Here is a 20,052-nt window from a genome sequence, read left to right as displayed (position 1 = left end):
GCGAGTTCACAGATGCCTTTCCTTCAGCTTAGCGGTCTGACCAAACGCTTCGGCGAGGTCGTGGCCGTCGAAGATTTTTCGCTCGCCGTCGAGAAAGGCGAGTTCGTCTCCCTCCTCGGTCCCTCCGGCTGCGGCAAGACCACGACGCTGCAGATGATCGCCGGCTTCGAGCAGCCGACCTCCGGGCACATCATGCTCAATGGTCGCCATCTCGAAGAGGTGCCGGCGCGCAACCGCGGCCTCGGCATCGTCTTCCAGACCTATGCGCTCTTCCCGCATATGACGGTGGAAGAAAACGTCGCCTTCGGCCTGGAGATGCGCGGCATCGACAAGAAGGAGCGTGCGCGCAAGGTCGCCGGAGCGCTCGAGCTCGTGCAGCTTGCCCATCTCGCCAAGCGCTATCCCCGGGCGATGTCCGGCGGCCAGCGCCAGCGCGTGGCGCTCGCCCGTGCCCTCGTCATCGAGCCGGAGCTTCTCCTCCTCGACGAGCCGCTCTCCAATCTCGACGCCAAGCTGCGCGAGGAAATGCAGCTCGAACTCCGCCGCATCCAGCAGGAGGCGGGCGTGACGACGCTTCTCGTCACCCATGATCAGAATGAGGCGATGGCGCTCTCCGACCGCGTCGCCGTCATGCATCACGGCCGCTTGATGCAGGAAGAAACGCCCTTCCACGTCTACGAAAACCCGAAATCCTCCTTCATCTCGACCTTTCTCGGCAAGACCAACAGCCTTGCCGCCACGCTGAAGACGACGAATGATGAAGGCTCCGCTCTCGACTGCAACGGCATGGAGCTTGCCGGCCCGCCAGCCCATCTGAGACCCGGCCCGATCACCGTCTCCCTGCGTCCGGAACGCATCGAGATCGTCGAGGCGGGCGAGGCCGTCGTCTCCGGTCCGGTGATCGAGCGCATCTTCCTCGGCGATCAGTGGCTTTTCCGCATCGAAACGCCGCTCGGGCCTCTCCTCGTCGTGCGCCGCAACCGCGGCCAGCGCGAGCCGGAACACGGCGAGACCGTGCATCTCGCCTGGACGCCCCATCATCTGCGCCTTCTGCCGAAGGAGGATGGCGCGGCATGACACTTCAATCGAAATCCAGACCCTGGATCTTGAGCGCCCCTGCGCTCCTCCTCTTTCTCGTGCTGCTCCTCGTGCCGCTGGCGATGACCTTCATCCTCAGCTTTCACAGCTTCTCTTTCTATGGCGGCATCGCCCCGACCTTCTCTCTGGAGAATTACGTCGAGGTCCTGAGCGACGGCTATTTCTACGAGATTTTCGGGCGCACTTTCGCGATCGCGCTCGCCACCACGCTCATCTGCGCCGCGATCGGTCTGCCGCAGGCTTATTTCCTGTCGCGCATGCACCCGTTCTGGCGCTCCGTGATGCTCCTCGTCGTGCTCGGCCCGCTCCTCATCTCCGTCGTGGTGCGCACGCTCGGCTGGGCGATCCTTCTCGGCAACAAGGGCGTCATCAACGACGCGCTGCGTGACCTCGGCCTCATCACCTCGCCGATCCGCATGATGTACACGTCCGGAGGCATCGTGCTCGCCCTCGTCCATGTCATGGTGCCGTTCATGATCCTCGCCATCTGGGCCGCACTTCAGCGCACCGATCCGGCGACGGAAAGTGCCGCGGAATCGCTCGGCGCCCGGCCCTGGACCATCTTCCGCAGGATCGTCCTGCCGCAGGCGATGCCGGGCATCCTGTCGGGCTCCCTCATCGTCTTTTCGCTGTCGGCGAGCGCCTTCGCCACGCCGGCCATCCTCGGCGGCCGCCGCGTCAAGGTCGTTTCCACCACCGTCTATGACGAGTTCCTGAACACCTTGAACTGGCCGCTCGGCGCGACGATCGCGATCCTTCTTCTGGTCTCGGTGCTCGCCATCATGGTCGGCTGGAACCGGCTCGTCGAACGCCGTTTCGCGGGGGTCTTCGAATGAGACACAACGGCCTCTTCGCCAAAGCCTTCAGCGTTCTTTTCGCGACCTTCATGCTGGCGCCGCTCGTCGTCGTCATCGGCGTCTCCTTCACGCCGGAAGGCTTTCTGGAATTTCCGCCGAGCGGCCTGTCGCTGCGCTGGTTCCGGGCGATTCTCGACAATCCCGACTTCATCGAAGCGGCCTGGATCAGCCTCCAGCTCGGCGTCGCCTCCGCGACCGTCTCCTCCATCTTCGCCGTGCCGGCGGCGCTCGCCATCGGCCGCGGCCGCTTTCCCGGCCGTGACGTGCTGCAGGCCTTCTTCCTGTCGCCTTTGACGGTGCCGACCGTGGTTCTCGGCATCGCCTTTCTGCGCTTCCTCAGCTTTCTCAACGCCAACGGCACTTTCGTCGGGCTGATGCTCTGTCATGCGATCATCATCATGCCCTTCATCCTGCGCCTCGTTCTCGCCTCGGTGACCGGCCTCGACCGGTCGCAGGAACAGGCGGCGGTGTCGCTCGGTGCCTCCGACTGGACCGTCTTTCGTCGCGTCACGCTTCCGGCCATCATGCCGGGCGTCATCGGCGGCTGGGTCCTTGCCTTCATCACCAGCTTCGACGAACTCACCGTGACGGTGTTCATCGTCAGCCCCACCACAACGACATTGCCAGTGCGTCTCTTCTCCCACATCACGCAGACGACGGATCCTCTCGTCGCCTCCATCTCCACGGTCGCCATCCTCTTCACCGTGGGTCTCATGTTCCTCGTCGACCGAATCTACGGCCTCGATCGCCTCCTCATCGGCGAGGGCGCACGATGAAGGCGGACACCATCGTCATCGGCGGCGGCCTCGTCGGCGCCGCCGTCGCCTATGGCCTCGCCCGCGTGGGTGAAAAGGTCGATCTCCTCGACGAGGGCGATCTCGCCTTTCGGGCATCGCGCGGCAATTTCGGCCTCGTCTGGGTGCAGACCAAGGGCCTCAAAATGCCCGAATATGCGCGCTGGACACGCCGTTCGGCGGATGTGTGGCCGGAATTTTCCGACAACCTCCTGGAAGAGACAGGCGTCTCCACCGCCTATCACAAGCCGGGCGGCGTCCATGTCTGCGTCGGCGAGGAGGAGCTTGAGGAACAGGTTAAGATCCTCAACCGCATGAACCAGGAGCATGGCGCGGAATATTACGGCGCCCGGGTCCTGAGCCGCGCCGAGCTCGACGAGATGCTGCCGGGCCTCGGCCCCGATGTCGTCGGCGGCACCTATTCGCCGCATGACGGCCACACAAGCCCGCTCTATCTGATGCGCGCTTTGCATGCGGGCCTCCTAAAACACGACGGCCGCTATCATCCGAATGCCCGCGGCATCGAGATCGAGCGGGACGGCGCCCACTTTGCCGTGCGCACGCCTGCCGGCACCTTCACCGGCGCCAAGGTCGTCCTTGCCGCCGGCCTCGGCAATCGCGCGCTCGGCGAAATGGTCGGCCTCGACATTCCCGTCGAACCGCTCAAGGGCCAGATCCTCGTAACGGAGCGCACCGCGCCTCTCTTCACCATGCCGACGCATGTCGTGCGCCAGACCGACGAAGGCTCCATCATGATCGGCGACAGCCATGAGGATGAAGGCTTCGACACCACTTCGAAGCCGCGCATCATGGCCGACATCGCCGCCCGCGCCCTGCGCGCCTTCCCGTTTTTGAAAGATCTGCGCGTCGTGCGCTCTTGGGCGGCGTTGCGGGTGATGAGCCCCGACGGCCATCCGATCTATCAGCAATCCGAAACCCATCCCGGCGCCTTCAGCGTCAATTGCCATTCCGGCGTCACGCTCGCCGGCGCCCATGCGATGGCGCTCGCGCCGATGATCGCCCGCGGACGGCTCGACGACGAAATGGCCGCCTTTTCTTCAAGGAGATTCAATGTTCAAGCGCGCTGAGGAGACGGGCGCTCCCGCCCTCTCCTTCACTTTCGAAGGCAAGCCCCTGAAGGCCCGCAACGGCGACACGATCGCGGCGGCTCTTCTCGCGGCCGACGAACGCATTTTCCGCACCACCCCGGTCACCGACACGCCGCGCGGCCCGTTCTGCCTCATGGGCGTGTGCTTCGACTGCCTCGTCGAGATCGACGGCGTGCCGAACCGCCAGGCCTGCATGGTGCAGGTCGAAGAGGGCATGCAGGTGCGCCGCCAGTCCGGCAGCGCGGAGGTGATCTCCTGATGAGCGCGACGACCCAAACCCGCTACGACGTCGCCATCATCGGCGCCGGTCCCGCCGGCATGGCCGCGGCGGTGGAAGTCACCAAGGCCGGGCTTTCCGCCATCGTTCTCGACGAACAGCCGGCACCCGGCGGACAGATCTATCGCGGCATCGAGACGAACGACGACAAACGCACGAAAATCCTCGGGCCCGATTATGCGGCCGGCCGCGACATCGCCAAAGCCTTCCGCGAAAGCCGCGCCGAATATCTTCCCGGCGCCACCGTCTGGAACATCGACAGCGCACTCGGGATCGACGTGTCGCTCGGCAACGGCTCCAAGCACATCCAGGCCGGCGCCATCGTGGTGGCGACGGGCGCCATCGAGCGGCCGACCCCGATGCCGGGCTGGACGCTCCCGGGCGTCACCACAGCCGGCGCTCTGCAGATTCTCCTGAAGGCGAACGGCGTCGTCTCCGACGATGTCGTCTTCGTCGGCTCCGGACCTCTTCTCTCGCTGATCGCCGCACAGATGCTGAAGGCCGGCGTCAAGCCGCGCGCCATCGTGGAGACGGTGCCGCGCAGCCGCTATCTTGCAGCTCTCAAACATGTTCCAGCCGCCCTCGGCGCCTCATCCTATCTCATGAAGGGGATGGCGATGATGCTGTCGCTGCGCCGTGCCGGCGTGCCGATCTACCGCGATGCGACCGCGATCCGCATCGAGGGCGCCGGCAAGGCGGAAGCCGTGACCTTCACGAGCGGCGGCACCTCCCACCGTCTCGAAACCACCTCCGTCGCGCTCCATCAGGGCATCGTGCCGAACCAGCAGGTCACGCGCCTCCTGCGCTGCGAGCACGAATGGAACAAGAGCCAGCATTGCTTCGTGCCGAAGGTCGACGAGAGTTTCGAGACGACCATGGCCGACGTCTATGTGGCAGGCGACGGCGCGGGCATCGGCGGCGCGGTTGCCGCAAAGCTGCGTGGCCGCCTCGTCGGCCTCAGGATTGCGGAAAAGGCCGGTCGCGGCAACGCCCAGGAGCGGCGCTCCGTCACCGATGCGCTCATGCGCGAGGCGAAGATCCGGCCGCTTCTGGAAACCCTTTACGCGCCCTCGCCGGAAATTCTCGCCCCCGCCGACGAGACGCTCGTCTGCCGCTGCGAGGAGGTGACGGCCGGCGACATCCGCAAGGCCGTCGATCTCGGCGCGCCGGGTCCAAACCAGGTGAAATCCTTCCTGCGCAGCGGCATGGGCCCCTGTCAGGGCCGCATGTGCGGGCTCGCCGTCAGCGAGATCATCGCCAGCCGGCGCGGCGAACCGATCTCGGAGATCGGCTATTACCGCATCCGTCCGCCCCTGAAGCCGCTCCTCCTGTCGGAGCTCGCAGCCCTCGAAAGCGAGGAAGCCGTTCCGGCCGATCTCGCCGACGAATCCGCAGCCGTACACTGAGGACACGACCGTGAACGGCACGCCTATGGCGGATCTCATCGTCGTCGGCGGCGGCCTGCACGGCTGCTCGGCCGCACTGCACGCCGCCAAACGCGGCCTGTCGGTGATCGTCATCGAAAAGGACAATGCCGGCCGCCATGCCTCCGGCGTCAATGCCGGCGGCGTGCGCCGCCTCGGCCGGAATTATGCCGAGGTGCCGATCTCGGTGCGCTCGATGGAGATCTGGCACCGGATCGGGGATCTCGTCGACGACGATTGTGGCTTTCAGCGCTGCCCGCAGATCAAGGTGGCGGAGACGGAAGCGGAGCTCGAGACGCTCGAAAAGCGGGCTGCCGATCTCCGTGAACTCGGCTTCACCCACGAAGTCATCGTCGATCAGCAGGAATTGCGGCGTCTCCTCCCCGCCGTTGCCCCGCATTGCGTCGGCGGGCTCGCAAGCCTCGATGACGGCTTCGCCATCCCCTACAACACGACCTTCGCCTTTCAGCGCAAGGCGCGGACGCTCGGCGTCCAGTTCTTCGAGAAAACGCGCGTCGAGAAAGTGCGTCGCGACGGGAACGACTGGCACGTCGACACCTCGGCCGGCACGTTTATAGGACGCAATCTCCTCAATTGCGCTGGCGCCTGGGCGGGCGAAATCGCCAGACAGCTCGGCGAGCATGCCCCCATTGAGGCGATTGCGCCGATGATGATCGTGACGGCCCGCATGAAGCGTTTCTGCGATGCCGTCGTCGGCGGCTGTGGCCGCCCGCTGTCGTTCAAGCAGGCGGAAAACGGCACCGTCATCATCGGCGGCGGACGCCGCGGCTATCCCGATCCGAAGACCAACAAATCCGAGATGCGCTTCTCGCAGCTGCGCTATTCGGCGGAGACGGCGATCGGCATTTTTCCGATCATGAAGAGCGCCACCATCGTCCGCTCCTGGGCCGGCATCGAAGGCCGCATGCCCGACGACATTCCGGTCATCGGCCCCTCATCGACCCACGAAAACGCCTTCCACGCTTTCGGCTTTTCCGCCCATGGCTTCCAGCTCGGCCCGGCCGTCGGCGAGCTCATGGCGGAATTGATCGCGACCGGTCATACCAACGCCCCGATCGCACCTTTCTCCATCACCCGCTTCGCCCATTCCTGAAGCGGGCCTCACCCCCTCCAAAACCAAGCAAGGACAGACAATGATCCAGCGTCACATCCAGACGAAGATCAACCACCGCGTCGTGGAGCACAACGGCGTCCTCTATTTCGGCGGCCTCGTCGCCGACGATATGAGCAAGGACATGAAGGGTCAGACGGAAGAGATCTGCAAGAAGATCGACGATCTTCTGGCCAAGGTCGGCTCCTCCAAGGAGAAGCTCCTGACCGCGATGATCTACATTTCCGACTTTTCCCAGAAGGACGGCATGAACGAGGCTTGGCTCGCCTGGCTGCCGGCCGAGCATCTGCCGACCCGTGCCACGATCGGCGTCGCCGAACTCGGCAAGGGCACGCTGATCGAGGTCGTCGTCTCCGCGGCGAAGTAAACCAAAAAACCTGACGACGCGTGTCGCCGGCAACCTGCGGCACGTTTGCGACGGGTTCTCGCCTTCCCCCGGCGGGAACCCCGAGCGGCTCAGCCGGCCGCTCCCTTCCTTCCTCCGAGAAATGCGTCTTCGCTCAGCGCTTGGCGGCCTGCGCCGCGACCAGACGCAGAACCGACGCGAGAACGCTCCCGGACGCCGATCGCCGCCCGCTTTTGGCGTCCTTGGCGCTCTTGCCGGCCTTTTTCTCGCTCCGGCTCCGCTTCTCACCCCCGCGCGCATCCGGATTCGTCGAATGCCGTCCACTCTTCGCCGCCCGTCGCTTCGGCGGTGTGAGAAGGATGGCGATCAGCACGAACGGGATCCCGAGGGTGATCAATTCGCCGAAGCTGAACGGCCGGTCGCGTCCGAGCGGCTGACGCGTGCCGAAGAGGTCGATGCCGGCACCGCCGCCCGACCCGTCGAGCCCCTTGCCGACCGTATCGGCCATATGCGCGCCGCGGAGCCCGATCGGTTTTTCCGGCGACAAGGTCGTGTCGCGGGCGGTCTGATGCTCCATCTCGGCGTTGAGCTCGGCGCCCGCCAGAAGCACGAAGACCGACACCCAAATCCACATCATGATGCCGATCACCGCCCCGAGCGATCCGTAGGTGGCGTTGTAATCGGCGAAATTCGCAATGTACCAGGAGAAGAGGATCGAGGCCGCGATCCACACCACCGCCGTGATCGTGCCGCCCCAGGTCACCCAGCGCCAGCGCGACGGACGCCGGCTCGGCCCGTAGCGATAGAGAATGCCGATCGCGACCGCCGCCACCAGAAGCAGGATCGGCCACCGGATCGAAGCGATCACCCATCCCTGATTGAGACCGAGATAGGTCAGCACGGCCGGCACCACGATGGTGGCGCTCAGAAACAGAATGATGAGGATCAAAAAGCCGAGCGTGAAGGCGAGCGACACGACGTTGAGGACGAAGAAGTTCCTCTTCTCCTTCTCCTCATAGGCGACGTTGAGCGCCTGAAACAGTGACTTAACGCCCTTATTGGCACTCCACAGCGACAAAGCGAGCGTCGTCAGGAAGGCAAAGCTGAGCGAGGAGGATTTCGCCGTCACCAGCCGCGACAGCTCCTGCTGCAGGATATCCATACCCGCCTGCGGCATCACCGCCTGCAGCGACTGCAGCTGCGAGGCGAGATTGGCGGGGTCGTTGTAGAGCCCGTAGATGGAGACGAGCGCGCCGAGCGCCGGAAAGGCGGCGAGGAGCAGGTAGAAGGTGACGCCGCCCGCCACGAGCGAGACGCGGTCCTCGCCGATCTCCTGGCTCACGCGCCAGAAAATGTCTTTCCAGCCCAGAAACGGTATCTGCGTCGGCTGGCGGGCGTCGCGGCCGCGCGGATCGCGGGCATGCTGGCTGTGTGGTCTGTTGGTGGTCATGAATCCCTTGGCCGAATAATCGGCGGCTGGGGCGTTGGTTCCGCCCAATGGGCCGCTACATGCACCGCGGGCGCCATATCGGCGCCACAAATCGGCGGGCCGGCCAGCATCCCGAAAAGCCCCCAAGACAAAATGGCGCTTTGCCAGTTTTCGCCTCGTCTGGCGTTCTGTCCTGGTTTCGCCCATATAGGCGCCCATGAACACGCCCTTTTTGAAAATGAATGGTCTCGCCAACGACTTCATGGTCGTCGACGCGCGTGCGGGCGGCGTGCGTCCGGCGCCTGAGGTCATCAGGCAGCTCGCCGACAGGACGACGGGGGTCGGCTTCGACCAGTTCATCACTTTGGAGCGCTCGCCGTCCGGCGCCGATGTCTTCATGCGCATCGACAATGCAGATGGCGGCGAAGTCGCGGCCTGCGGCAATGCCACGCGCTGTGTCGCCTCGCTCGTCATGGCGGAGACGGGCAAGCCCCATGCCTCGATCGAGACGCGTGCCGGCCTTCTCCTCGGCCAAAGGACCAGCGAGACGATTTCCGTCGATATGGGCGTGCCGAAATTCGACTGGCAATCGATCCCGCTCGCCGAGGAATTCCATGACACGCGTGCGATCGAATTGCAGATCGGCCCGGTCGATGCGCCGGTTCTGCATTCGCCGGCTGTCGTCAATGTCGGCAATCCGCACGCCGTCTTCTTCGTCGATGACGTCGACGCGCATCAAATCGAGCGTTTCGGCCCGCTTCTGGAAAACCATCCGATCTTCCCAGAACGCGCCAACATCTCCGTCGCCCATGTGGAGACGCCGAACCGCATCCGCATCCGCACCTGGGAGCGCGGCGCCGGCCTGACACGCGCCTGCGGCACCGGCGCCTGCGCCACGCTCGTCTCCGCCGCCCGCACCGGCCGTTCGGCCCGCGAGGCGGTGATCGTCATGCCGGGCGGAGAACTCACGATCCGCTGGGACGAGCGCGACCATATCTGGATGACCGGCCCGACTGAGACGGAATTTGCCGGCACTTTCGATCCTGAGACGGGCGCCTGGCAGCGCGCCGAGGAGGCGGCCGAATGAGCCTCGACATCCTCACCTTCGGCTGCCGGCTCAACACCTACGAATCCGAGGTCATGCGCCGCGAGGCGGGCGAAGAGCTCTCCGACGCCATCATCGTCAACACCTGCGCCGTCACGGCCGAGGCCGTGCGCCAGGCGCGCCAGGCGATCCGCAAGGCAAGGCGCGAGAACCCCGGCCGTCGCATCATCGTCACCGGCTGCGCCGCTCAGACCGATCCGGAAATGTTCGCCGAGATGGCCGAGGTCGATCTCGTCCTCGGCAATGCCGAAAAGACCGAACGCTCCGCCTGGGCCCGCGTCGCGCGCTCGCCCATGGATCTGCCGCCGCCGGAAAAGATCGTCGTCTCCGACATCATGGCGATCCGCGAAACCGCACCGCAATTCGTCGACGCCTTCGAGGGCCGCACCCGCGCTTTCGTGCAGGTCCAGAACGGTTGCGACCATCGCTGCACGTTCTGCATCATCCCTTATGGCCGCGGCAATTCCCGCTCCGTCGCCATGGGGCCGGTCGTGGAGGAAGTCCGCCGGCTCGTCGCCGCGGGCTATCCCGAAATCGTTCTGACCGGTGTCGATCTCACCTCCTGGGGCGCCGATCTGCCGGGCGCGCCGCGCCTCGGCCGTCTCGTGCGCACCATCCTGCGCCACGTGCCGGAACTGGCCCGCCTGCGCCTCTCCTCCATCGATTCCATTGAGGCCGATCCCGACCTCATGCGCGCAATCGCCGAAGAAGAGCGGCTGATGCCGCATCTGCATCTGTCGCTGCAGGCCGGCGACGACATGATCCTGAAGCGCATGAAGCGCCGGCATCTTCGCGACGATGCGATCCGCTTCTGCGAGGAGGCGCGGCAGCTGCGCCCCGATATCGTCTTTGGCGCCGATCTGATCGCCGGCTTCCCGACCGAGACGGAGGAGATGTTTCAGAACTCTCTCCGCCTCATCGAGGATTGCGGCCTCACCTTCCTGCACGTCTTCCCCTTCTCGCCACGCAAAGGCACGCCGGCCGCACGCATGCCGATGCTCGAGCGCCAGGAGATCAAGGACCGCGCACGGCGGCTCCGGGAAGCGGGCGAAGTCGCCGAGCGGCGGTTCCTCGAAGGCGAGCTCGGGCATGAGCGCCGCGTCCTGGTCGAGAAGGAAGGCTCCGCCCGCACGGAGCAGTTCGCGCCCGTGCGTCTCGGTTCCGGGGGAACGGCCGGAGACATTTTGAACGTGCGCATCGCCGGCATCGAAGCCGGCATGCTGCAAGGCCAGCATCTGGCGGAGGCCGCATAATGGCAAAAGAGAAGCGTGGCTTCTTCAAGCGCATCCTGTTTGGCGAAGGAAACGATGTCGCCGAAAAAGAGGCCGAGCGCGACGAGACGCAGCTGACTGACGCGGAGGCCGCGGAAGAAAGCGAAGCCGCCTTGGAAGAGAAGGCCCCCGAAGAGGCCGCTTCCGAAGACACACCTCCCGAAGAAACAGACGACGAAGAGCGCCTCGCCGGCCATCAGCTCGATACGGAGGATCGCGGCGCCCAGACGACTGAGACCGATATCGGCATCGTCGAAGAGGCGGAGGCGCCGGACGCCGACCTCCACCGCCCCGCCGCCGCACCCGCCGATGCCGACGCGGAAGCGACCTCTTTCGCCGAGCATCCCGTCAAAGAGCCAGAGCCGCAGCCTGAAAAAGAAGCTGACGAAGATCTCGCGGCCCGCGCACGCGCCCCGGAACCCGAAGCGCCCGCGCGCCCGCAGGAGCCGGCAGAGGAAGCTGCGATCGAAGACGCGCCGGCGCGTTCGGAACCTGCCGAAGACGAGCTCGAGCCGGAGGAGAAGCGCCCTGCAGACATAGGCGCTCTCCCCGAAAGCGCCGCCAAAGCCGAAACGACCGAAGCCGAAACGACCGAAGCGACGCTCGAAGAGACGGCAAAGCCTGCGACCGACCTTGCGCCGGATGACGCGGCCAACGAGCCGCAAGCCGCCGAGGTCGAACCGGTCGAAGAACCCGCAGAAGCCGAAACCGTATCCGTCGCCACCGAGCTGCCGCGCCAGAACTGGCTGCAGCGCCTGCGCGCCGGCCTGTCGAAATCCTCCAACACCATCACCTCGCGGCTCACCGGCACCTTCACCAAACGCCGGCTCGATGACGAGACGCTGGAGGATCTGGAAGACATTCTGATCCAGGCCGATCTCGGTGTGGCGACGGCGACCGCCATCACCGAGCGCCTCGCCCGCGAGCGCTACGACAAGACGGTCGGCGAAGACGAGATCCGAAAGATCCTGGCAGAGGAAGTGGCTAAAGTTCTGGGCCCGGTCACCGAGCCGCTTGCCATTGATGCTGCCAAAAAGCCCTTCGTCATCCTCGTCGTCGGCGTCAACGGCTCCGGCAAGACGACGACCATCGGCAAGCTCGCCGCCAAGCTTCACGCCGAGGGCCGCAGCGTCATGCTCGCCGCCGGCGACACGTTCCGCGCCGCGGCCATCGAGCAGCTGAAAATCTGGGGCGAGCGCACCAGGAGCACCGTGATTTCCCGCGATCAGGGTGCCGATGCGGCGGGCCTCGTTTTTGACGCCATGCAGGCGGCGAAGAAAGAGGGAAGCGACGTCCTCATCATCGATACGGCCGGGCGTCTGCAGAACCGCGCCGAATTGATGGACGAACTCGAAAAGGTCGTGCGTGTCATCAAGAAGCACGATCCGAGCGCACCGCACACGACGCTTCTGACGCTCGACGCGACGACCGGGCAGAACGCGCTCTCGCAGGTGGAGATTTTCGGCCAGCGCGCCGGCGTCACCGGCCTCGTCATGACCAAGCTCGACGGCACCGCCCGCGGCGGCATTCTCGTCGCGATCGCCGCAAAACACGCTCTGCCGGTGCATTTCATCGGCGTCGGCGAAGGCATCGACGATCTGCAGCCCTTCAAGGCGGAAGATTTCGCCCGTGCCATTGCCGGCATGTAAACGCCGCAAGGAGGGCGCGATTGACACATTGCGACGCCCTCCGCACATAGAAGCCCAACGCTGACGAAGGACCGCCATGTCGATCTTCGAGCGCGAACCGGGCGATCCCGGCCGCGATCATCTGCCGCCGCTCGTCAAGCTCCTCTTGGAGCTCGGCCCGCTGGTCGTCTTCTTTTTCGCCAATGCCCGCTTCGACATTTTTGTCGCCACCGCCTCCTTCATGGTAGCGATCGCGATCTCGCTCGGTGCCTCCTATTGGCTGACGAAGAAGCTCGCCATCATGCCGCTCGTCACCGGCATCGTCGTCCTCGTCTTCGGCACCTTGACGCTCATTCTGCATGACGAAGTCTTCATCAAAATGAAGCCGACGATCGTCAACGCGCTCTTCGGCGCCATCCTTTTGGGCGGCCTCGCCTTCGGACGCTCTTTCCTCGGCTATGTCTTCGACAGCGTCTTCCGCCTCGATGCCGAGGGCTGGCGCAAATTGACCTTCCGCTGGGGCCTCTTCTTCTTCGCGCTCGCCATTTTGAACGAGGTGGTGTGGCGCAATTTCTCCACCGACTTCTGGGTGAGCTTCAAGGTCTTCGGCATCATGCCGCTCACCATCGTTTTCACGCTGACGCAGATGCCGCTCATCACCAGGCACTCGCTGGAGCCGCTCGGCGGCGACAAGTAGGGCGCCCCTCGCGCACTCTCGTAAGCCTCAAGATCACGCATACGTCATCGCCGTTGCGACGCGGAAAGGCGATGACGATATCGGTCCCGGTCGGCCTTCGCCGACGACCAGAACGAAAGGGACCGTTGATGATCGACGCGCAGAAGCTTCTCGACCAGTTTCTCGGCACGGGCGGGGGCGCACAACAGGGCGCCGGTACGCCGGCAAGCCAGCGGCAAACCTCCGGCGGGTCGATCCAGGATCAGATCGGCGGGTTTCTCGGCGGCCAGGGCAATTCGGCTCTGAAGGGTGCGCTCGCCGGTGGTCTCGCCACCTATCTTCTCGGCTCCAAACGCGGCCGGAAACTCGGCGGCAAGGCCGTCAAATATGGCGGCATGGCCCTCGTCGCCGGCCTCGCCTACAAGGCTTGGCAGAACCACCAGGCGAAAAACGACGGCAGCCTGCCCCCGCAGCAGCAACAGCCGCAGATCGCCCATCAGCCGGCCCAGGAGCTCCCCTCGCCCGAAGGCACCGCCTTTCAACCGGAAGGTCGCGAGGCGGAAGACCGCGCCCGCCTCATCCTCTCCGCCATGATCGCCGCGGCGAAGGCCGACGGCTACATCGATCAGGACGAGCAGGAGGCGATCTACGGGCGCATCGAGGCGCTCGATCTCGACAGCGAAGACAAGGGCCTTCTCTTCGACGAGATGCGCCGCCCGCTCTCCATCGACGACCTCGTGGAGCGAACGCCGAACCAGGAAGTGGCGACAGAGGTCTACGCCGCCTCGCTTCTCGCGATCGATCCCGACCATCCGGCGGAGAAAGCCTATCTCGACATGCTGGCGGCAAGGCTCGGCCTGCCGGAAGCGCTGACGCAGGAAGTCAGGCGCGCCACGGATGAGATGCAGGAAGACGCCGTGCCGGCATAGAAGCAAAGAGGGCGGGCACAGGAGCGAAGAGCGCCGGGGCCAGGCCCCGGCTCAGCCCCGTCTCAGCTCGTCGGCTGCTGGCCGCCGCTCTTTTCGGCCGCTTCCTCGGAGATCGCCTTCTCAAGCGCCGGCATGAAATCCGTCTGGAAGGCCTTGGTGTTGAGCGGGCCGACATTCTTGTAGACGATGATGCCGTCGCGCACGATGAACGTCTCCGGCACCCCGTAGACGCCCCAATCGATCGCCGTGCGCCCGGTGGAATCGGTCGCGATGCGATCGAAGGGATTGCCGAGCGTGCCGAGGAAGCGGCGGGCGTTCTCGCCCTCGTCCTTGTAATTGATGCTGGTGACGTCGAAGCGATCGTCTTCCGACAATTGCATCAGCACCGGATGCTCGCCGCGGCACGGGCCGCACCAGGACGCCCAGATATTGACGAGGTGCACGCCCTCTTCGAGATCGGCGGTCTTGAGGCCCTTGCCGTCTTCGTACAGCGGCGGAAGATCGAAATCGGGCACTTCCTTGCCGATGAGGGCGGAGGGGACCTGCGACGCGTCCTGGCCGAGCTGCTTCCAGAAAATGGCCGCGAGAGCCATGAACAGAACCAGCAGCAAGACAAGCCAGACGCGCTTCATCGCGGGCGAGTTGCGGTTTTTGCTCGTCGTCTTGATGGGAGGTTTCATAGGCCTTGTGTCGTCGAATGGCGGCGCCTGGGGCCGGCCTTTTCCAGTTCAGTGAGCCGACGCTTCTGAATGCGCGTATCGGCCACGACCCAGACAATGAGGCCGATGAGAACGAGCGCGCTCGCACCATAGGCGGCGAGGATGAAAGGCAGATGCGTCATGGCGACCTCTAATGCGCGGCGGCGGGTCTGGCGGCCGTGCTCGGGCGGCGGGCCGCGATCAGGATCTCCGTCGTGCGCGCCCTGCGCCGATAGATCTCCGCACGCATCGCCGCAAGATGCAGGGCGACAAAAATAAGTGTGTAGGCGACGGCCATCACCACGAGCGGCCACAGCATCGAGGGCGCGATCGCCGGCCCGTCGAGGCGTATCACGCTCGCCGATTGATGCAGCGTGTTCCACCAATCGACCGAGAACTTGATGATCGGGATATTGATGAAGCCGACGAGGATGAGGACGGCCGCGACCTTCGCCGCCCGTGTCGGATCATCGAAGGCGCGCCAAAGCGCCAGAAGCCCGAGATACATGATGAAGAGCACGAGCACCGAGGTGAGCCGTGCATCCCACACCCACCAGGTGCCCCACATCGGCTTGCCCCAGACGGAGCCGGTAAAGAGCGCGAGAAAGGTGAAGGCCGCACCGATCGGCGCCGCCGCCCGCGCCGACACATCGGCCAGCGGATGGCGCCAGACGAGCGTGCCGAGGGCCGCCCCCGCCATCACCAGATAACAGAACATCGCAAGCCAGGAGGCCGGCACATGCACATACATGATGCGCACGCTGTCGCCCTGCTGGTAATCCGGCGGCGAAGCCACCAGCGACAGGTAGAGGCCGATGGCGAGTGTCACCACCGCAAGGACGGTGACGATGGGCAGGATGCGTGCCGACCACGACAAAAATCGTGTCGGATTGGCGAGGCTGGAGATGGTACCCATGAGAAGACTTTAGGACCATTCTAGAGTGACAGCAAACACCACTTGCTTTCACGTCCGGGCTCAACCAGCCATGAGCTAGATCAATCGAGACCGAGACGAAGTGCCGCTGCGCCCGCAATCGGCGCCAGCACCGCTGAAAACATCGTGAACGCGCACAAAATCAGGAAGGGCGCGAGGAACGGGTCCGGGTCGGCGATCGCCCCGTTGACGGCCGCCACCCCGAAAATCAGCACCGGAATCGACAACGGCAGAACCAGGATCGCGGCGAGCATGCCGCCGCGCGCGAGCCCGGCGGTCAGCGCCCCGCCCACCGCGCCGATCATGGCAAGCGCCGGCGAACCGACGACGAGCGTCGCCGTGACGGCTGCGAGTGACACCACGTCGAGATTGAGGATGAGCCCGAGGATCGGCGCCACGACGACGATCGGCAGCCCGTGCGCCAGCCAGTAACCGGCGGCCCGCGCGAAAACGAAGAGCGCCAGGGGTTCGCCCGACACCATGATGAGTTCGAGCGCCCCGTCCTCGCGATCCTGGCCGAAAAGCCGGTCGAGCCCGAGAAGCAGGGACAGGAGCACCCCGATCCATAAGACCGCCGGTCCGATGCGGGCGAGAAGATTGAGATCCGGGCCGACGCCGAAGGGGAAGACGGTGACGACGGTCAGAAAGAAGAGGAGGCCGGTGAGCGCCCCGCCGCCGGCGCGGAAGCTCGCTTTGACCGTCTGTCCGATGATGGCGGAAAAGGCGCTCATGAAGGCTTTCTCATTGCAGCTCGAGCGTGCGGGTCGGCGGCACGGGAAGGGTGAGATGGGTGGCCGCGATAATGGCGCCGCCGGCATCGAGATGCGTCCGCATCAGCCCGCCGAGCACCGCCTCGCCGTCGCGGTCGAGGCCGGACGTCGGCTCGTCGAGAAGCCAGACCGGGCGCTTCGACAAAACGAGCCGCGCAAGCCCGGCGCGCCGGCGCTGCCCGGTGGAGAGCGCCCGCGCCGGCAGATGCATGGCATGTGCGAGGCCCACCTCTTCGAGCGCGTCGTAAATCGCCTCGCCGCCGACGTCGCCCCCGTAGATGCGCGACCAGAGTTTGAGGTTTTCTTCCACCGTGAAGACGCTTCTGAGCCCGTCGCCATAGGCGAGGAAATGCAAGAACCCCTCCTCCAGCGTGCCGGCCTTGATGGTCACGGAGCCGGCCACCGGAAAGAGCAGCCCGGCGATCATGCGCAACAGGCTCGACTTGCCGGTGCCGTTGGGGCCGACGATGGCGAGCACTTCACCGCCTGAAAGCGAAAAGCTGATGCCCTCGAAAATCGGCCGCCCCCCGCGTTCGCAGGCGAGCTCTTCGGCGTTCACGGAAATCGGGCTGGGAAAGGAATTTTGGACCAAGTGTCGTTCTCTGCGGCATCGGCCGCTTGCGCGGCTGGTCTCCGCTTTAAGAATATTCTATATCCCCGGCAACCGGCGGCGGCAGGCGCTCCTCTCCGCCGGCCTCCAAAAAATCAGCCGGAACCGCACCGGAGGAGAGGCATTGGCCCAGAAGCGGCCGGCCTCATTGTGCGATCAAAGGAGCCTCGCGTGACCAAATCTCTCGACAGTTTCAAGGCCCGAAAACAGCTCGAAGTCGACGGGCGGACCTATACCTATTTCTCTCTGACTGAAGCGGAAAAGAACGGGCTCGACGGCGTTTCCCGCCTGCCCTTCTCGCTCAAAGTCCTCTTGGAAAACCTCCTGCGCTTCGAAGACGGGCGCAGCGTCACCGCCGACGACATCAAGGCCGTCGCCGAATGGTTGAAGGAGCGTCGCTCCTCGCGTGAGATCGCCTATCGTCCGGCGCGCGTCCTCATGCAGGACTTCACCGGCGTGCCCGCCGTCGTCGATCTCGCTGCCATGCGCGACGCCACGACGCATCTCGGCGGCGATCCGAAAGTCATCAACCCGCTCGTTCCCGTCGACCTCGTCATCGACCATTCGGTGATGGTCGATTATTTCGGCACGCCGGAATCCTTCGAGAAAAACGTCGAGATGGAATACGAGCGCAATGGCGAGCGCTATCAGTTCCTGCGCTGGGGCCAGGAAGCCTTCGAGAATTTCCGCGTCGTTCCTCCCGGCACCGGCATCTGCCACCAGGTGAACCTCGAATATCTCGCCCAGACGGTGTGGACGCGTGAGGAAGACGGCGAAACCTACGCCTTCCCGGACACGCTCGTCGGCACCGATTCCCATACGACGATGGTCAACGGCCTCTCCGTTCTCGGCTGGGGCGTCGGCGGCATCGAGGCGGAGGCCGCCATGCTCGGCCAGCCGATCTCCATGCTCATCCCGGAAGTCATCGGCTTCGGCCTCACCGGCCGCCTGCCGGAGGGCACGACCGCGACCGATCTCGTTTTGACCGTCACCCAGATGCTCAGAAAGAAGGGTGTCGTCGGCAAGTTCGTGGAATTCTTCGGTGAGGGCCTGTCCAACCTCTCGCTCGAAGACCAGGCTACGATCGGCAACATGGCGCCGGAATATGGTGCCACCTGCGGCTTCTTCCCGATCGACAAGGACACGCTCAAATATCTGAAGGCGACCGGGCGCGATCCGCATCGCGTGGCGCTGGTGGAGGCCTATGCCAAGGCGCAGGGCATGTTCCGTTTCGACGACACGCCCGATCCCCATTTCACCGACACCTTGACGCTCGACCTCTCCACGGTGGTTCCCTCGCTCGCCGGTCCGAAGCGGCCGCAGGATCGGGTGCCGCTGACGGAGGCGGCGAGCACCTTCGAGGCCGCGCTCCATGATCTGCGCGGCGGCAAGAAGAGCTCGCAGGAACCGCCGGAAAGCCGCGCTGAGGCCCGCTACATGGACGAGGGCGCCGAAGGCGTCATGGACGTCCCCGCCTATCCCGTCGAGGGCATGGAATATCACCTGCGTGACGGCGACGTGGTCATTGCCGCGATCACCTCGTGCACCAACACCTCCAATCCGAGCGTTCTGATCGCCGCCGGGCTTCTCGCCCGCAAGGCGCGCGAGAAGGGCCTCGACGTGAAGCCCTGGGTGAAAACCTCGCTCGCGCCGGGTTCGCAGGTCGTCACCGATTATCTCGAGAAATCGGGGCTGCAGGAGGATCTCAACGCCCTTGGCTTCGATCTCGTCGGCTATGGCTGCACCACCTGCATCGGCAATTCCGGGCCGCTGCCGGAGGCGATTTCCGCGACCATTGCCGAAAACGACCTCGTCGCCTGCTCCGTCCTGTCGGGCAACCGCAACTTCGAAGGCCGCGTCAATCCGGATGTGCGGGCGAATTACCTCGCGTCGCCGCCGCTCGTCGTCGCCTATGCGCTTGCCGGCTCGCTCCGCCTCAACGTCACCGAGGAGCCGCTCGGCGAGGACAAGCAAGGCAACCCGGTCTACCTGAAGGACATCTGGCCGAGCTCGCAGGAAGTTGCCGAAATCGTTCGCCGGGTGATTTCGGAAGAGATGTTCCGCACCCGCTACGGCGATGTCTTCCGCGGAGACAAGCGCTGGCAGGGGATCAAGGTCGAAGGCGGCATGACCTATGCCTGGCCGTCCTCGTCCACCTATGTCCAGAACCCGCCCTTCTTCGAAGGCATGGACAAGACGCCGAAGCCGGTGGAGGACGTGGAAAAGGCGCGCATTCTGGGCCTCTTCCTCGATTCCATCACCACCGACCACATCTCGCCCGCGGGTGCCATCAAGCGCGACAGCCCTGCCGGTGACTATCTGGTGTCACACCAGGTGCGGCCGATCGAGTTCAACTCCTATGGCTCCAGACGCGGCAACCACCAGGTGATGATGCGCGGCACCTTCGCCAACATCCGCATCAAGAACCAGATGCTGGAAGGCGTCGAGGGTGGCATGACGCGCCATTATCCCTCCGGCGAGGAGCTGCCGATCTACACGGCCGCGATGCGCTACGAGGAAGAGGGCGTGCCGCTCGTCGTCTTTGCCGGCAAGGAATACGGCACCGGCTCGTCGCGCGACTGGGCGGCCAAAGGCACCCGTCTTCTCGGCGTGCGTGCCGTGATCGCGGAGAGCTTCGAGCGCATCCACCGCTCGAACCTGATCGGCATGGGTGTCCTGCCGCTCGTCTTCAAGGACGACACGACCTGGCAGTCGCTCGGCATCAAGGGCGACGAGGAAGTGTCGATTTCGGGCCTCAAGGAGATCCGGCCGCGCAGCGAGGTGACGGCCAAGATCACCTTCGCCGACGGCCGCACCGAGGAGGTGCCGCTCATGGTGCGCATCGACACCGAAGACGAGCTCGATTACTACCGCAACGGGGGAATTCTGCACTACGTGCTGCGCAACCTCGTGAGCGACAAAGAAGCCGCGTAAGGACCTTCCGGTCCGACCGGTTCAAGACATG

General features: G+C 65.0%; 20 protein-coding genes. 14 read left to right on the top strand and 6 right to left on the bottom strand.

From position 1 onward, the window contains the following. The first annotated feature begins 12 nt into the window (after positions 1-12). From J2R99_RS07710 to J2R99_RS07675, 8 genes are read left to right on the top strand one after another with little or no spacing between them, the layout of a single operon-like run. The gene (locus tag J2R99_RS07710; RefSeq protein ID WP_307153854.1) at positions 13-1,077 is read left to right on the top strand and encodes an ABC transporter ATP-binding protein; all 1,065 of its coding nucleotides are present in this window, start codon (positions 13-15) and stop codon (positions 1,075-1,077) included. Then, complete coding sequence (locus J2R99_RS07705) at positions 1,074-1,934, top strand: ABC transporter permease (RefSeq protein ID WP_307153853.1); 861 nt, start codon at positions 1,074-1,076, stop codon at positions 1,932-1,934. The genes J2R99_RS07710 and J2R99_RS07705 overlap by 4 nt, the downstream gene beginning before the upstream one ends. Then, the gene (locus J2R99_RS07700) at positions 1,931-2,731 is read left to right on the top strand and encodes an ABC transporter permease (RefSeq protein ID WP_307153852.1); all 801 of its coding nucleotides are present in this window, start codon (positions 1,931-1,933) and stop codon (positions 2,729-2,731) included. The genes J2R99_RS07705 and J2R99_RS07700 overlap by 4 nt, the downstream gene beginning before the upstream one ends. Beyond that, positions 2,728-3,837: an NAD(P)/FAD-dependent oxidoreductase gene (locus tag J2R99_RS07695; protein WP_307153851.1), complete on the top strand. Its 1,110-nt coding sequence runs from the start codon at positions 2,728-2,730 to the stop codon at positions 3,835-3,837. The genes J2R99_RS07700 and J2R99_RS07695 overlap by 4 nt, the downstream gene beginning before the upstream one ends. After that, positions 3,821-4,117: a (2Fe-2S)-binding protein gene (locus J2R99_RS07690; RefSeq protein ID WP_307153850.1), complete on the top strand. Its 297-nt coding sequence runs from the start codon at positions 3,821-3,823 to the stop codon at positions 4,115-4,117. The genes J2R99_RS07695 and J2R99_RS07690 overlap by 17 nt, the downstream gene beginning before the upstream one ends. After that, a complete protein-coding gene (locus J2R99_RS07685; protein ID WP_307153849.1) occupies positions 4,117-5,541 on the top strand; it encodes an FAD/NAD(P)-dependent oxidoreductase in 1,425 nt (474 codons plus the stop codon). Before J2R99_RS07690 ends, J2R99_RS07685 begins: the two co-directional genes overlap by 1 nt. Positions 5,542-5,551: 10 nt before the next feature. Beyond that, entirely contained in the window at positions 5,552-6,673 is a 1,122-nt protein-coding gene (locus J2R99_RS07680) for an NAD(P)/FAD-dependent oxidoreductase (RefSeq protein ID WP_307153848.1), read from the top strand. Between the two features lie 40 nt (positions 6,674-6,713). Beyond that, entirely contained in the window at positions 6,714-7,058 is a 345-nt protein-coding gene (locus J2R99_RS07675) for a RidA family protein (RefSeq protein ID WP_092813456.1), read from the top strand. Between the two features lie 133 nt (positions 7,059-7,191). On the opposite strand, the gene J2R99_RS07670 is transcribed toward J2R99_RS07675, so the two are convergent. Further along, positions 7,192-8,487 (bottom strand): YihY/virulence factor BrkB family protein, encoded by a 1,296-nt coding sequence (locus J2R99_RS07670; RefSeq protein ID WP_307153847.1) that lies wholly within the window; start codon positions 8,485-8,487, stop codon positions 7,192-7,194. Positions 8,488-8,683: 196 nt separating this feature from the next. On the opposite strand from J2R99_RS07670, the gene dapF reads away from it, so the two are divergent. The 5 genes from dapF (at position 8,684) to J2R99_RS07645 (ending at position 14,075) form a co-directional block, all read left to right on the top strand. Then, on the top strand, positions 8,684-9,553 hold the full coding sequence (gene dapF, locus J2R99_RS07665; protein ID WP_307153846.1) for a diaminopimelate epimerase: 870 nt from the start codon (positions 8,684-8,686) through the stop codon (positions 9,551-9,553). Next, complete coding sequence (gene mtaB, locus J2R99_RS07660; protein ID WP_307153845.1) at positions 9,550-10,824, top strand: tRNA (N(6)-L-threonylcarbamoyladenosine(37)-C(2))-methylthiotransferase MtaB; 1,275 nt, start codon at positions 9,550-9,552, stop codon at positions 10,822-10,824. The genes dapF and mtaB overlap by 4 nt, the downstream gene beginning before the upstream one ends. After that, complete coding sequence (ftsY, locus tag J2R99_RS07655) at positions 10,824-12,491, top strand: signal recognition particle-docking protein FtsY (RefSeq protein ID WP_307153844.1); 1,668 nt, start codon at positions 10,824-10,826, stop codon at positions 12,489-12,491. The genes mtaB and ftsY overlap by 1 nt, the downstream gene beginning before the upstream one ends. A 76-nt stretch (positions 12,492-12,567) precedes the next feature. Then, positions 12,568-13,167: a septation protein A gene (locus tag J2R99_RS07650; RefSeq protein WP_307153843.1), complete on the top strand. Its 600-nt coding sequence runs from the start codon at positions 12,568-12,570 to the stop codon at positions 13,165-13,167. Positions 13,168-13,238: 71 nt separating this feature from the next. Further along, on the top strand, positions 13,239-14,075 hold the full coding sequence (locus J2R99_RS07645; RefSeq protein WP_307153842.1) for a tellurite resistance TerB family protein: 837 nt from the start codon (positions 13,239-13,241) through the stop codon (positions 14,073-14,075). Positions 14,076-14,137: 62 nt separating this feature from the next. Here J2R99_RS07645 and J2R99_RS07640 read toward each other — a convergent pair whose 3' ends face one another. The 5 genes from J2R99_RS07640 to ccmA all read right to left on the bottom strand — a co-directional run bounded on the left by J2R99_RS07640 (position 14,138) and on the right by ccmA (position 17,042). After that, a complete protein-coding gene (locus J2R99_RS07640; RefSeq protein WP_307153841.1) occupies positions 14,138-14,755 on the bottom strand; it encodes a DsbE family thiol:disulfide interchange protein in 618 nt (205 codons plus the stop codon). Then, complete coding sequence (ccmD, locus tag J2R99_RS07635) at positions 14,752-14,916, bottom strand: heme exporter protein CcmD (RefSeq protein WP_307153840.1); 165 nt, start codon at positions 14,914-14,916, stop codon at positions 14,752-14,754. The genes J2R99_RS07640 and ccmD overlap by 4 nt, the downstream gene beginning before the upstream one ends. A gap of 8 nt (positions 14,917-14,924) precedes the next feature. Further along, a complete protein-coding gene (locus J2R99_RS07630) occupies positions 14,925-15,689 on the bottom strand; it encodes a heme ABC transporter permease (protein ID WP_307153839.1) in 765 nt (254 codons plus the stop codon). 80 nt (positions 15,690-15,769) lie between these two features. After that, the gene (gene ccmB, locus J2R99_RS07625) at positions 15,770-16,438 is read right to left on the bottom strand and encodes a heme exporter protein CcmB (protein ID WP_307153838.1); all 669 of its coding nucleotides are present in this window, start codon (positions 16,436-16,438) and stop codon (positions 15,770-15,772) included. Positions 16,439-16,448: 10 nt separating this feature from the next. Then, positions 16,449-17,042: a heme ABC exporter ATP-binding protein CcmA gene (gene ccmA, locus J2R99_RS07620; protein ID WP_370872332.1), complete on the bottom strand. Its 594-nt coding sequence runs from the start codon at positions 17,040-17,042 to the stop codon at positions 16,449-16,451. Positions 17,043-17,258: 216 nt separating this feature from the next. Between ccmA and acnA the strand changes: the two genes are divergently transcribed. Further along, positions 17,259-20,021, top strand: coding sequence for an aconitate hydratase AcnA (acnA, locus tag J2R99_RS07615; protein WP_307153836.1), 2,763 nt, complete (start codon positions 17,259-17,261; stop codon positions 20,019-20,021). Positions 20,022-20,052: the final 31 nt, after the last annotated feature.

The sequence above is a fragment of the Rhodopseudomonas julia genome (genome assembly GCF_030813515.1).
GTDB classification, from domain to species: Bacteria; Pseudomonadota; Alphaproteobacteria; order Rhizobiales; family Afifellaceae; genus Afifella; species Afifella julia.
The sequence above is the reverse complement of the archived record's forward strand: the minus strand, read 5'-3'. Positions and strand labels throughout refer to the sequence as shown.

What these genes read in the sequence shown, in the direction of transcription:
- J2R99_RS07670 (WP_307153847.1), bottom strand. Translation starts at nt 8,487, where the DNA reads ATGACCACCAACAGACCACACAGCCAGCATGCCCGCGATCCGCGCGGC.
- J2R99_RS07675 (WP_092813456.1), top strand. Translation starts at nt 6,714, where the DNA reads ATGATCCAGCGTCACATCCAGACGAAGATCAACCACCGCGTCGTGGAG.
- J2R99_RS07650 (WP_307153843.1), top strand. Translation starts at nt 12,568, where the DNA reads ATGTCGATCTTCGAGCGCGAACCGGGCGATCCCGGCCGCGATCATCTG.
- J2R99_RS07695 (WP_307153851.1), top strand. Translation starts at nt 2,728, where the DNA reads ATGAAGGCGGACACCATCGTCATCGGCGGCGGCCTCGTCGGCGCCGCC.
- mtaB (WP_307153845.1), top strand. Translation starts at nt 9,550, where the DNA reads ATGAGCCTCGACATCCTCACCTTCGGCTGCCGGCTCAACACCTACGAA.
- J2R99_RS07705 (WP_307153853.1), top strand. Translation starts at nt 1,074, where the DNA reads ATGACACTTCAATCGAAATCCAGACCCTGGATCTTGAGCGCCCCTGCG.
- J2R99_RS07685 (WP_307153849.1), top strand. Translation starts at nt 4,117, where the DNA reads ATGAGCGCGACGACCCAAACCCGCTACGACGTCGCCATCATCGGCGCC.
- dapF (WP_307153846.1), top strand. Translation starts at nt 8,684, where the DNA reads ATGAACACGCCCTTTTTGAAAATGAATGGTCTCGCCAACGACTTCATG.
- ftsY (WP_307153844.1), top strand. Translation starts at nt 10,824, where the DNA reads ATGGCAAAAGAGAAGCGTGGCTTCTTCAAGCGCATCCTGTTTGGCGAA.
- ccmB (WP_307153838.1), bottom strand. Translation starts at nt 16,438, where the DNA reads ATGAGCGCCTTTTCCGCCATCATCGGACAGACGGTCAAAGCGAGCTTC.
- J2R99_RS07690 (WP_307153850.1), top strand. Translation starts at nt 3,821, where the DNA reads ATGTTCAAGCGCGCTGAGGAGACGGGCGCTCCCGCCCTCTCCTTCACT.
- J2R99_RS07640 (WP_307153841.1), bottom strand. Translation starts at nt 14,755, where the DNA reads ATGAAACCTCCCATCAAGACGACGAGCAAAAACCGCAACTCGCCCGCG.
- J2R99_RS07710 (WP_307153854.1), top strand. Translation starts at nt 13, where the DNA reads ATGCCTTTCCTTCAGCTTAGCGGTCTGACCAAACGCTTCGGCGAGGTC.
- J2R99_RS07645 (WP_307153842.1), top strand. Translation starts at nt 13,239, where the DNA reads ATGACGATATCGGTCCCGGTCGGCCTTCGCCGACGACCAGAACGAAAG.
- J2R99_RS07700 (WP_307153852.1), top strand. Translation starts at nt 1,931, where the DNA reads ATGAGACACAACGGCCTCTTCGCCAAAGCCTTCAGCGTTCTTTTCGCG.
- ccmD (WP_307153840.1), bottom strand. Translation starts at nt 14,916, where the DNA reads ATGACGCATCTGCCTTTCATCCTCGCCGCCTATGGTGCGAGCGCGCTC.
- J2R99_RS07630 (WP_307153839.1), bottom strand. Translation starts at nt 15,689, where the DNA reads ATGGGTACCATCTCCAGCCTCGCCAATCCGACACGATTTTTGTCGTGG.